Below are 11532 nucleotides of genomic sequence, written 5' to 3' on the forward strand. Positions count from 1 at the left end.
AAATAAAATCATATTCCAAAATTACTTTAATTTTTTCCTATAATCATTTAGAGTAGCTGCACTTAGCGCTCTTAGCTTAACTGGATAGAGCAGTTGCCTCCTAAGCGACCGACGTGGGTTCGAGTCCCGCAGAGCGCACCATGATAAAATTAAACGGCATATAACGCAGTATAAATGGTGCTTTAAGCATATTGAAAATCACTTTTTTTGATAATTTAACTTAATCTCATATTTTTAATGCTAACGTAAAACACTTTCAAATTTGTAGTAAATGAATGGTTATCAAAACAGGACCTGGCTGAATCGACAGCCCTAAAATCTTTTGAGCATTATCTTTTCGCCCCCAAATACTCCTAATAAGCTGTGCAAATGACCATGATACAACTAAACTTTTTCCTGTATAAACTCATTTTATGATATAAAATCGCCCTTTGTTGCTTTCTCCTATTTAGGCATTTTTATGAAACAAACTTCATCATCTGATGATACTGAGTCATCTATTTTAGGTTGGAAATTTGTTGCAATTGTGGGAGTTTTAACTGCCATTTTTTTTACGTGTTTATTTTTAGCCATGTCCAAAGAACCTGACTATATGCCTAGCCAAAAACGAAAAGCAGCCATTGAACAAAATGCACAATCACACGCATCACAGCCAGTAGATCAAAACACATCTAAATAGTTTTTTAGATATGTCATAGGAACAAAAAACCACTCCAGAGAGTGGTTTTATTTTATGTTAAGTCTATGCTTAAAAGGATTTTATAAAGCTGCAATCCCGTTAAAATATAAATAATCTTGGGGAATATCCCTTACAAGATTACTATACAGCTCGTATCAGTTTATTCCTCACTGACCTTGATCAGAACTTTACCAAAATTTTGCCCGCTCAATAAATGGATAAAAGTTTGAGGTGCATTTTCGATTCCATCGACTATTTCTTCTTTAATGCTCAATTTTCCTTCAGCAATCCACTGATTTACATCTTTTTTAAATTGCTCATAATATTGTTCATAATGGTCATTTATAAGAAAGCCTTGAATGTGCAATCGCTTACTAATAATTTCGATCATAAGTTGAGGAATACGATTTGGTCCTTCTGGTAACTTGTTTGCATTATAATGTGCAACCACTCCACAAACTGGAATTCTGGCATAATTATTTAAAAGAGGTTGAACAGCTTCAAAAACAGCGCCGCCTACATTTTCAAAATATACATCAATACCATTGGGCAGTGCTTCTGTTAAACGTTGCTTAAAATCGGGAGATTTGTGGTCAATACACTGATCAAATCCTAAAACCTCAACCGCGTATCGACATTTTTCTTCACCACCTGCAATGCCAACAGTATAGGCTTGTTTAATTTTTGCGATTTGCCCAACTACAGAGCCTACTGCCCCAGTTGCAGAAGCGACAACAACGGTTTCATTTACTTTAGGCTGCCCGATATTGAGCAACCCATGATACGCAGTAAAACCAGTCATTCCAACAAGACTTAGCGCATGTGAAAGGTGTTCAGTGTTTTTATCTAATTTGATTAATCCTGTTCCGTCAGAAACCTGATATTCCTGCCAACCTGAAAAACTACTCACCAAGTCACCAATCTGAAAATCAGGATGTCTAGAATCTACTATTCGGCTAATTGTTCCGCCAACGATGGTATCACCCAACTCGAGCCTGTCCGTATACCAGGTTTCTGTCTCAGCCATGGCCTGAGACATTAGACCACGCATATAAGGATCTAATGACAAGTAGATTGTTTTTAACAAAACCTCGCCATCATTAAGTGGATCAATTTGCTGTTGTACAAGTTGAAAGTTGTCTAATTGAGGTATTCCGTCAGGACGTGATTTTAATATCACTTGTCGATTTATAATATTCTGATTCATATTTTTCACCATACTTTATTTTTTGCATTACTCGATATGAGCAGCCATGTGGTTTGGGAGATATTTAGGATCTGTTGACGTTTCAAAGGTTGCGACTATAGTGTTTTTAGGAGATATCGAGTTCAGCTTGTGAAATTTAGCAAGCAATTGATAGCGACATATCGGAAAAACTTTCTCCTTCCATAGAAATGTCGCTAAAATCACTTACGTTTTGAAATGGGTACAAAACTTAAATTTTCTGGGCCAGTGTAATGTGCACTTGGACGTATGATTTTACCGTCCTGACGCTGTTCGATAACATGTGCAGACCAACCTGCTGTTCTCGCAATCACAAACAATGGCGTAAACATTTCTGTTGGAATTTCCATCAGGTGATAACTCACTGCGCTATACCAGTCGAGATTTGGAAACATTTTTTTAGCATCCTGCATCACTTTTTCCAAACGTTCTGCAATATCGTACATTTTTGTATTTTGTTGGGCTTGTGCTAAATCTTTTGCCACACTTTTGATTACTTCATTACGTGGATCTGAAATGGTATATACAGGATGACCAAAGCCAATTATGACTTCTTTATTTTCTATACGTTTTCGAATATCTTGCTCCGCAACATCAGCATTGTCATAGCGCTGCTGAATAACAAATGCAACCTCGTTTGCACCACCATGTTTTGGTCCTCTTAAAGCTCCAATCCCTCCAGCAATAGCTGAATAAAGATCAGAGCCAGTCCCAGCAATCACTCGAGAAGTAAATGTTGAAGCATTAAATTCATGCTCAGCATACAAAATCAGTGAAGTGTGCATCGCTTGAACCCATTCTGTATCTGGCTTTTTCTGATGCAATAAATGTAGGAAATGTTCACCTACCGAATCATCTTCTGTTTCGACATCAATACGTTTGCCATTATGGCTATAGTGATACCAATACAGTAATATTGACCCTAAACTAGCAATTAATTTATCTGCAATATCACGTGCTTGAGCATCACTATGTTCCTGATGTTCTGGAGTTAAACACCCCAGTACCGAAACACCAGTACGCATTACATCCATAGGGTGGGCAGAAGGAGGCAATTGCTCTAAAGCAATTTTTAAATGTGCAGGTAATCCACGTAAAGCTTTTAACTTTTGCTTATAGGTTTTTAATTCGGAAGTATTGGGTAATTTGCCATGAATTAATAAATATGCGACTTCTTCAAATTCACTACTTTTTGCCAAATCAAGAATATCATAACCCCGATAATGTAAATCATTGCCACTGCGACCAACTGTACAAAGTGCTGTATTCCCAGCAACCTGACCACTCAATGCAACTGATTTTTTGGGCTTAAATGTTGTTGATTCCATGATATTCTCTCCTGATTATTCTATTCTTTTGCCAATTTTGCGGACAAATCCATCTGATCTTTTACGATACCAAGTATGTTTGACCTATCTATTTAGATTTTGCAAAAGCAGTATCTAAATAGGTCTCATAAGCATAATAATTGATACGTTGATACAACTCCTCACGGGTCTGCATGAGATCGATTACGTTCTTTTGCGTACCATCCTTGCGTAACCGGGTATAAATATTTTCTGCAGCTTTGTTCATTGCTCTAAATGCTGACAATGGATACAGGGCAAGGCCAATGTTAACCGAAGCCAATTCTTCAACAGTAAATAAAGGGGTAGCTCCAAACTCGGTTATATTCGCTAAAATAGGGACATCAAATAAATCTGTAAACGAGCGATACATATTCAACTCAGTAATCGCTTCAGGAAACAGCATATCCGCACCAGCTTCGATATATGCTCCTGCCCGATCAACTGCAGCCTGCAAGCCTTCCACAGCCAGTGCATCAGTTCTCGCCATGATGACAAAACTTTCATCTGTACGTGCATCAACAGCGGCTTTTATCCGGTCAACCATTTCATCTTTAGAAACGATTTCTTTATTTGGCCGATGACCACAACGCTTAGCTCCTACCTGATCTTCAATATGCATTGCTGCAGCACCAAATTTAATGAGTGATTTTGTAGTCCGTGCGATATTAAATGCAGATGGTCCAAAACCTGTATCAGCGTCCACCAATAAAGGCACATCACATACATCTGTAATTCTACGAACATCTGTTAAAACATCATCTAAGTTACTGATTCCTAGATCAGGTAGTCCCAGAGAACCTGCTGCAACACCGCCACCAGACAAATAGATCGCCTTATAACCTGCTCTTTCGGCTAACAATGCATGATTGGCATTGATTGTTCCAACAACTTGTAACGGATGTTCATTTTCGACTGCGGTACGAAACCTTTGCCCAGGTGTGATAAAGGTCATAGAATTCTCTCCATAACTTGAGCTAAAAAATTGAATTTGAAATGGGTATGATCGCAAAGGAAAACTCAGAAAATTTCTATTTATGAGTTTTCCTAAACTGACTTAGTCATACGATATTAAAAAAGATTGGCATCCTGATATTTCAGATATCATGCCCAAAAGCCGCGTTGTTCTGCCCACTCTTGTAAAGCATCCAAACATTGATCCATCAATTCAGGTTGATTGCGGTAATAATGTGTTGCTCCCTTAATCTCCACATATGTTTTATCAGGAGTTGCAAGCGCATCACGAATGATAGGATTATGTGTTGCAGGAACAGCATCATCAGCTTCATTTACGATTTGTAAAACAGGGGTTTTACGTATCAAAGTTGCATTGACTGAACCTTTTGCATTTGAATAATCATAAGACCATTGTGACAACCAGCTGCGTAATGTAGAAAAGCGTGCCAAACCTGCAGGTGCTGCATTAGCTTCTTTCGGATTACCCAAATAACAGTCATTTTCTTTACGACCATTTGGATCTACATTCACATCAAGCCAGCGTACATCACACATCGTTCGATGTGTAACAAAACCCCGTTCCATTTCACCATTTTTCTTCAATGCTTCCAGCATTTCCAAAGCCCAGTGTGAAATTTTACGATTTCGTTCTCGCTGTTTTTCTCTAAAAGCCAGCACAAAATCCTGTGTATATTGCGGTTTGTTAGGACAATCGGGAGAGTAAATATCAAATTCAGGATTTCTAATATCTGGATTGCTTTCTATAATGACTGATGGATCCGTCCATTCAGTAAGCGTTTCTGCTCGACTTAAATGCGCTGCAATAAAAATAACGCCGTCAGCAGGAATCAGTTGAGCATCTTTCAGATTATATGGGTCACCAGCTGGTGTCTGAGTAATCGTCGGGTTTTCTGCCTGTGCCTGGTAAAATAATGATAAAGATCCACCACCAGACCAACCCACCAGAACAACCTTTTCGTAACCTTTTACTTCTTTTGCGTAACGGATATATGCACCTAAATCTTGAACCACTTTCTCCATAATCAGTGCGGTATCATTATAAGGATAACGACTATTTGCACATAATACATGTCGTCCAGCACTTGCTGCCAAGGCTATTGGCATAGGCAACTGCGCCAAATTTCCCGATGGATGCATCATGACATATAAAATTTTGGACTCAACGCCTTTAGGAATCAGAAACTGCCCTTCAACAGTCACTTCACCTACTGGCCCATGAAAACTATAAGTCTCTACAATTTTTTCTGGATCATAAAACTTCAAAAGAACAGGGATACGATCAAAATCATACTTTTGGGATGGTGTCCGAATGGATTGGTCATAGTCCTTTGGTGTCAGATTCCGTACATCCGGATGAATACTGTTATTCATTATGCAACTCCTGTTTGCTTACGATCCTGTGATTTTTCCAGTGACCATGCTTTCAGGTTATCACGTGCTGTTTCTCTCGCATGTACATGAAAAGACTCACCAGCACTATCGAAGGTCAGCTCAAGATTTACACCATTTGGGTCTTCAAAATAGATAGATTCAACAAAGCCATGATCCAGCGCTCCGACAACAGGTACTCCAGCTGCTTCCAAACGAGCCTTTGCAGTTAAAAGCTGCTCTCTGTTACTCACCTTGAATGCGATATGATTAATCGGAGGGTGAGGCGTAGTCATTGCACTGGTTGGTTCATCCAAAATATCAAAAAAAGCAATACATGATTTATCTTCCAACTCGAAAAACAAATGCATATAAGGTTTAGTAAAAGCTGGACTTGGAAGATCACGTTCATCTACTCTAAGTGCATGTACCAGAGGCCACCCTAACAAATCCTCGTAGAAATGACGTGTTTCTTCAGCATCGTAGCAAAAGTACGCTGCATGATGTAAAGATTGCACAGGAATACTTATTTTATCGATATGTTGATCAGCAGATAAAATAGTACGTCCTAATTCACTTTTTGTACTTTGATCATTTTTCATGTCATTCTCCTTGACTGGTTTTGATTTGAAGATTTATCCACGACTTCCACTAAAAGGAATTATGTAAAAACTTTTTGAGTATTCAAATTTAAGGGAGCAGCTGCTTTAACATTTTGTCTTAACCATTTCATAGAGCCTCCTCCCAGACTTTTATTGAGCGCTTGCTGAGCATGATCAACGGCATGTAACAGTTTGGGTAAGGAAATACCTGTATCAAAACCGCTCTGCTCTGCCATTAACACCAAATCTTCGGTTGCCATATTTCCCGCTGCGCCAGGCGCGAAAGGACATCCGCCAATTCCGCCGACACTGGCATCAAACCAGCGAATTCCACTTTGTAAAGCAGCCCAAGCATTTGCAACAGCCATTCCTCTGGTGTCATGTAGATGAATAACAACTTTCTCCTGAGGAATGTATTTCAATATTTCATCTATACGTTGACTCACCTGTGCTGGTGCTGCAGAACCAATTGTATCGGCAATAACAATCTGGTCAGTACCAGCTTCATACATCTGTCTTGCAAGCTCAACTACACGCTGTAATGGTGTTTCACCTTCGTATGGGCAATCGAATGCAACTGATATATAGGTTCTTGAACGTATATTTAACTGCTTACTCTGTTCAATAAGGTTTAAAGTGGACTGAATTGCTTCTGGTAAACCCATATTGATATTTTTTTGATTCATGGTTTCAGTTGCACATAAAACTAAAGCCACTTCTTTTACACCGACTTCCTGTGCTTTTTCCAAACCTTTTAGGTTAGGAACGAGTGCAAAACTATTTAAATGAGGAAATGCGTTTTGTACTTTAGGCAAGAGCTCTGCTGCATCCGACATCATCGGAACAGCTTTAGGAGAAACAAAACTGGTAACTTCCACATTTTCAATCCCTGCATCAACCAGCTTAGAAATTAGTGTAAATTTATCTTCAGTACTTACAGCAACGGACTGATTCTGTAACCCATCTCTTGGTGCCACATCAGTAATATAAATACGTTCCATAATCACCCCACAATTCCAGAAACTTTGAGGTGAGTAATTTCCTCATCCGAATAGTTTAACCACTCATGCAACACTTCATCTGTATTTTGACCAAGCATTGGAGAAGCTTTAAATTTTGATCGCTTTGCATTGGAAAGTTTAATAGGATTACCTGGCATATCCAGTTTTTCACCAGAAGGTAAATCCACTGAAACGACCATATCTCGTGCAAGAACCTGAGGATCTGTCAACGTTTGAGCCATATTGTTTACAGGACCACACGGAATTCGAACTTCCTGCAGTTTTTCCAACCAGTATGCTGTTGGATGTTGAGTTAATTTATCCGTGATTAATTTATCAATCTGGTCTTTTATGGCAAATCTGACTGGTTGAGCTTTTAATTCTGGCTTTTGTAATTCAGGGATCTGGATAAAATCAGCAAAGCGCTCAAAGAATGGGTCACCGATACAGGCGATGATAATATGCCCATCTTGTGTAGGGTAACAGTTATAAGGAACATGGACAAAGTGACCATTACCAATACCTTGCGGAATTTCATTCGACATCAAATGCATGGTTGCCATATAGTTCAAGAGTGAAACCTGCACATCCAACATTGAAATATCTACATGTTGACCTTTACCTGTATGCTCCCTTTCTGCCAGTGCGGCAAGCACACCCAATGCACCAAAGACTCCACCACCCAAATCCCCCATCGGAATGCCACTCCGGATCGGTCCAGTTTCAGGTGTTCCTGTGATCGACATACCACCACCCATTGCCTGAATCACCTGATCAAAAGCAGGACGATTTATTTCAGGTCCTGTTTCACCAAAACCTGTCACAGAGCAGGTTATGATCCTCGGATTCACTTTGATTAGACTTTCATGATCTATACCCAGACGTTTAGTTACACCAACACTGAAATTATCAAAGACAACATCGGCTTTACGGACAAGATCCAAAAAAACTTCACGACCCTCTGATTTCTTTAGATCAATACAGACACTTTCTTTATTGCGATTTAAAGTGAGAAAATACGCTCCTACACCATCTTTTGAATAAAGCTTGTCATTTTCCAATAGACGTCGTGTTTCCTCACCTTTTACAGGAGGTTCAACCTTAATCGTTCTTGCGCCCAGATCAGAAAGTATCATTGTTCCATAGGGACCAGAGACCATATGCGTTAAATCAAGAACGGTTATATGTTCTAATGCCATATCTTCACCTCCAATGTTGCAATGGCAATTCTTATTTCTATATGCTATTAAGCAGCAACCATGCCAACAACCAAGATAAACACAACATATTGTTTAATAAGTAGTTTTTTATTAAATTTAAAATTCAAAAAAACACAATAATGTTTCATCAAAATGAAACACAAATAAATAAAATAAAAATATTTATATTAATCAATTAAATAATAAAACAAACATCAAGATAAATGAAACAATGAAACGTTTCAAAATCACTTCAAACATGAAACAAACTATGAGTGGGAGATTCTGGCAATGCAATATATGCATCCACAACAAGACCTTTACTCCATATAAATATTTGATATAAAATAAAAATGGACGTTATTTATAACGTCCACTCATTTACCATGATGATTATAATCACTGTAGCGACAATCGTTCTGATGGTAAAAAATTCAATCCAGCATCAAACTTTGCAACAGATTCAAGATAATCCTTAAACACTTCACTTTCGATCCATTTTTTAAAAACTGCTTCATTTGTCCACTGTTCAACCAGATATAATTCATTTGGATTAGCATAAGGCCGATAAACCTGAATGCTCACCAGCCCATCTTGTTTTTCACAAACTGAGCAGATTTTTCTGGTTTTTCCGATTGCTTCATCAGCGTATTCAGCTACAAAAATACGATGGGTGATGAACTCATACATGTTGTTCTCCTCTCAAAAGTCCAGGTGTAGGACGTTGTTCAGGGCAACTTCTAGTTTCTTCAATCGACTCAAAAGGGACAACCCATGCATTATGCAGATCAAAAAAAGAAAGCTCATCATTTAGGAGATCTGTACTTAGATCATGATCGTCTTTATATTTACACCATGCATGAAAATCCTGTTCTGAATTAAACCAAAACTCTGTCATAACATCAAAAGGAAACTCTGGAGCATTATCAGGATGCTTAACATAATGCCGGATGTAACGGCGTACATACTGTGCACAAAACGTCGGATATCCCCAAGGGGCATGCCAGTTTTCATAATGTTCTACAAATTGTTCATAACTTAAATGGGGTTGGCGTTTTATAAAAGCTTTAATTTTATACATAATACATTCCTTCTCATTATGCTTTTTACTCACCGCTAAATTTGTCCAAATGTTTTTAAATAATAATGGGTATCCATATATTCAACCATTCTGATAATTTTACCTTCAGAATTGAAGTGATATAAAAAATGGTAATAGTTTGAGTATGTTACCCCATCCTTAAAAATAAAAGTGCCAAATACTTCTGATGCCACACGATTTTCTTCAGCAGTCATATTTAAAATTTCAAGTTCAGCATGAGTAACATTTTCACCAAAATTAGCTTTAACAGCCTGTAAATATTCACTGCCTTTTAATTCACTTACAGCTGGTGAATTTCCTGGAATGATATGAACTACATCTGGAGCTAGTAAGTTTTCTAAAGCTTTGTAGTCTTGACTTACAAAACCATCAAAAAAAATTTTGGTGTTGAGTTTATTTCGTTCAATATCCTGCATTTTCGCTCCCTGAAATTTTCTTATACGAACAAAGACAAATCTTTCTTTAATTCCAAATTTGCCCAGTCCGATCAATCATTAGCAACTGAATTTGGCAGTATTTATATGCGTTAAACTTATGCAAAAAGCTTACTCGCATGGTAACTATCCATATGTTCAGTCAGTTTCGTAATGAGATTCTGCTCATTAAAATGAAAGAGAAAATGGTAAATATTTTCATAGATTAAACCATTATTAAATTCAAATAATCCAGTGGCTTCCAGTGCAACCAGATTATCTTCCGCAATAATATTTGAAATTTCAATTTTGGCATTCTTTACTTTGCCACTAAAAGCTGACTGAACAAAATCACTAAATTCTGCTGCAGATGTGAAATGCGTCGCTATAGGTGATTTTCCTGGTAAAATGTATTGCATTTCATCTGCTAAAAGCTGATGAAGGTTCTCAAAGTCAGACTTGGTCAGATATTCTAAAAAGCGTTTAGCCTGAGTTTTGTTTAATTCCAGTTGACTCATTTAATTTCTCCTCGATTAGTTCCTCTGATATTTGCTATCACCTTTAACTTGATCTTTCCCAATTAATTTAGCTATATTTCTCAAAACAAATAAAACCGTTTAAAAGATAAAATAAATAAAGGTGATACCTCAAACTTCTATTAATATGGAAATGCCACTGACAAAAAAAGACTGTTATTTTGAGACTTGTTTTTTGCCATTAAATCTTTTTGAAAACTGCCACTGATAAAAACCTTATTGGCATGGTTATAATAAATTGCTGGACCTATAGAAAAACCTTCTGTCTTTGAGTTTTTAATTTTCACGCCATCCATTTCATCATTTTCAAACTGAGTGGAGTAATAACCAACAATACCCGGTTCCCAATTCCCCACTTTATAAGAGAACATATAATCAGCAAAAAACTCTGTGCCATTTTTATATTTAGTATCTTCATTTTTCCAATTTAAAGATACTCGTGGAGATATACCAGCTGAAAAACCACTTTCACTACGATATTTCACTCCAAATGTTGGTTGAATAGAATAGTGATTATTGGAAATATTTAATGCTTTCTGCTTTGAATATGAATTTGAAGGTATGACATAATAAATTGTCGCTGCTGTTTGCCAATTTTTCTTTTCGCCTAAATTCCACTGAAAAGCCAAAGGAGCAATTACAATATCACCTAAACCATCAGCAGTACTGGTCATGCGTCCATTTGGCATATCCAGTGAATTTCTAACTGATGCATAAGTTAAAATCAGTTCAGAAGCAACAGCATCAGCCTTCAATAAATGTGAATCCCATGCTGTAACGAATCTTAATGATTCAGAAACGACACTCAAATCAAAATTTAAATTTTCTGTTTTATTTCCTTTATGGTCATTTACCCGATTTGCTGTACCATAATAAGTCAAGCTTTGTAGGTAATTACCTGGGACTGGTGGATATTCTCCTATAAAATACATCGAACCACCTGGTGGATAACTCGATTTCCCGCTTTCAGCAGCAAATATTTCCTTAGATCCCAATAAAAACAAAACACCTGATACAACAGTTTTAACTCTAATATCCATATATTTCTCAATCCTTAAGATTATTATTTCTATCCATTAATAT

13 protein-coding genes and 1 tRNA gene are annotated in these 11532 nt (G+C 37.4%); 2 read left to right on the forward strand and 12 right to left on the reverse strand.

Annotation, left to right across the window (positions count from 1 at the left end; all coding sequences use genetic code 11):
• Positions 1-65 precede the first annotated feature (65 nt).
• Both KPC_RS12755 and KPC_RS12760 read left to right on the forward strand, forming a co-directional pair.
• Positions 66-141, forward strand: a tRNA-Arg gene (locus KPC_RS12755).
• A gap of 319 nt (positions 142-460) precedes the next feature.
• Positions 461-679 (forward strand): hypothetical protein, encoded by a 219-nt coding sequence (locus KPC_RS12760; protein WP_121974742.1) that lies wholly within the window; start codon positions 461-463, stop codon positions 677-679.
• Between the two features lie 160 nt (positions 680-839).
• On the opposite strand, the gene KPC_RS12765 is transcribed toward KPC_RS12760, so the two are convergent.
• The 12 genes from KPC_RS12765 to KPC_RS12820 all read right to left on the reverse strand — a co-directional run bounded on the left by KPC_RS12765 (position 840) and on the right by KPC_RS12820 (position 11489).
• Positions 840-1886: an NADP-dependent oxidoreductase gene (locus KPC_RS12765; RefSeq protein WP_121974743.1), complete on the reverse strand. Its 1047-nt coding sequence runs from the start codon at positions 1884-1886 to the stop codon at positions 840-842.
• Between the two features lie 200 nt (positions 1887-2086).
• Positions 2087-3232, reverse strand: coding sequence for a bifunctional 2-methylcitrate synthase/citrate synthase (gene prpC, locus KPC_RS12770; RefSeq protein WP_121974744.1), 1146 nt, complete (start codon positions 3230-3232; stop codon positions 2087-2089).
• An 88-nt stretch (positions 3233-3320) separates the two neighbouring features.
• Complete coding sequence (gene prpB, locus KPC_RS12775; protein WP_121974745.1) at positions 3321-4205, reverse strand: methylisocitrate lyase; 885 nt, start codon at positions 4203-4205, stop codon at positions 3321-3323.
• 149 nt (positions 4206-4354) lie between these two features.
• Positions 4355-5599: an alpha/beta hydrolase family protein gene (locus KPC_RS12780; RefSeq protein WP_121974746.1), complete on the reverse strand. Its 1245-nt coding sequence runs from the start codon at positions 5597-5599 to the stop codon at positions 4355-4357.
• Positions 5599-6198 (reverse strand): VOC family protein, encoded by a 600-nt coding sequence (locus KPC_RS12785; protein ID WP_121974747.1) that lies wholly within the window; start codon positions 6196-6198, stop codon positions 5599-5601. Before KPC_RS12785 ends, KPC_RS12780 begins: the two co-directional genes overlap by 1 nt.
• A gap of 59 nt (positions 6199-6257) precedes the next feature.
• The gene (locus KPC_RS12790) at positions 6258-7199 is read right to left on the reverse strand and encodes a hydroxymethylglutaryl-CoA lyase (protein WP_228212259.1); all 942 of its coding nucleotides are present in this window, start codon (positions 7197-7199) and stop codon (positions 6258-6260) included.
• 2 nt (positions 7200-7201) lie between these two features.
• Positions 7202-8398: a CaiB/BaiF CoA transferase family protein gene (locus KPC_RS12795; RefSeq protein ID WP_121974749.1), complete on the reverse strand. Its 1197-nt coding sequence runs from the start codon at positions 8396-8398 to the stop codon at positions 7202-7204.
• 399 nt (positions 8399-8797) lie between these two features.
• Positions 8798-9088 carry an antibiotic biosynthesis monooxygenase family protein gene (locus KPC_RS12800; protein ID WP_121974750.1) on the reverse strand — a complete coding sequence of 97 codons (291 nt, stop codon included), beginning with the start codon at positions 9086-9088 and terminating at the stop codon, positions 8798-8800.
• Positions 9081-9479, reverse strand: a complete 399-nt coding sequence (locus tag KPC_RS12805; protein WP_121974751.1) for an EthD domain-containing protein — start codon at positions 9477-9479, stop codon at positions 9081-9083. The genes KPC_RS12800 and KPC_RS12805 overlap by 8 nt, the downstream gene beginning before the upstream one ends.
• Positions 9480-9514: 35 nt before the next feature.
• Positions 9515-9916: a nuclear transport factor 2 family protein gene (locus KPC_RS12810; RefSeq protein WP_121974752.1), complete on the reverse strand. Its 402-nt coding sequence runs from the start codon at positions 9914-9916 to the stop codon at positions 9515-9517.
• A gap of 116 nt (positions 9917-10032) precedes the next feature.
• The gene (locus KPC_RS12815; protein WP_121974753.1) at positions 10033-10431 is read right to left on the reverse strand and encodes a nuclear transport factor 2 family protein; all 399 of its coding nucleotides are present in this window, start codon (positions 10429-10431) and stop codon (positions 10033-10035) included.
• 140 nt (positions 10432-10571) lie between these two features.
• Complete coding sequence (locus tag KPC_RS12820; RefSeq protein WP_121974754.1) at positions 10572-11489, reverse strand: SphA family protein; 918 nt, start codon at positions 11487-11489, stop codon at positions 10572-10574.
• Positions 11490-11532: the final 43 nt, after the last annotated feature.

Source organism: Acinetobacter stercoris (assembly GCF_900323515.1).
Taxonomy (GTDB): domain Bacteria; phylum Pseudomonadota; class Gammaproteobacteria; order Pseudomonadales; family Moraxellaceae; genus Acinetobacter; species Acinetobacter stercoris.

Coding starts and splice junctions, on each gene's coding strand:
- KPC_RS12760 (WP_121974742.1), top strand. CDS start 461: ATGAAACAAACTTCATCATCTGATGATACTGAGTCATCTATTTTAGGT.
- KPC_RS12765 (WP_121974743.1), bottom strand. CDS start 1,886: ATGAATCAGAATATTATAAATCGACAAGTGATATTAAAATCACGTCCT.
- prpC (WP_121974744.1), bottom strand. CDS start 3,232: ATGGAATCAACAACATTTAAGCCCAAAAAATCAGTTGCATTGAGTGGT.
- prpB (WP_121974745.1), bottom strand. CDS start 4,205: ATGACCTTTATCACACCTGGGCAAAGGTTTCGTACCGCAGTCGAAAAT.
- KPC_RS12780 (WP_121974746.1), bottom strand. CDS start 5,599: ATGAATAACAGTATTCATCCGGATGTACGGAATCTGACACCAAAGGAC.
- KPC_RS12785 (WP_121974747.1), bottom strand. CDS start 6,198: ATGAAAAATGATCAAAGTACAAAAAGTGAATTAGGACGTACTATTTTA.
- KPC_RS12790 (WP_228212259.1), bottom strand. CDS start 7,199: ATGGAACGTATTTATATTACTGATGTGGCACCAAGAGATGGGTTACAG.
- KPC_RS12795 (WP_121974749.1), bottom strand. CDS start 8,398: ATGGCATTAGAACATATAACCGTTCTTGATTTAACGCATATGGTCTCT.
- KPC_RS12800 (WP_121974750.1), bottom strand. CDS start 9,088: ATGTATGAGTTCATCACCCATCGTATTTTTGTAGCTGAATACGCTGAT.
- KPC_RS12805 (WP_121974751.1), bottom strand. CDS start 9,479: ATGTATAAAATTAAAGCTTTTATAAAACGCCAACCCCATTTAAGTTAT.
- KPC_RS12810 (WP_121974752.1), bottom strand. CDS start 9,916: ATGCAGGATATTGAACGAAATAAACTCAACACCAAAATTTTTTTTGAT.
- KPC_RS12815 (WP_121974753.1), bottom strand. CDS start 10,431: ATGAGTCAACTGGAATTAAACAAAACTCAGGCTAAACGCTTTTTAGAA.
- KPC_RS12820 (WP_121974754.1), bottom strand. CDS start 11,489: ATGGATATTAGAGTTAAAACTGTTGTATCAGGTGTTTTGTTTTTATTG.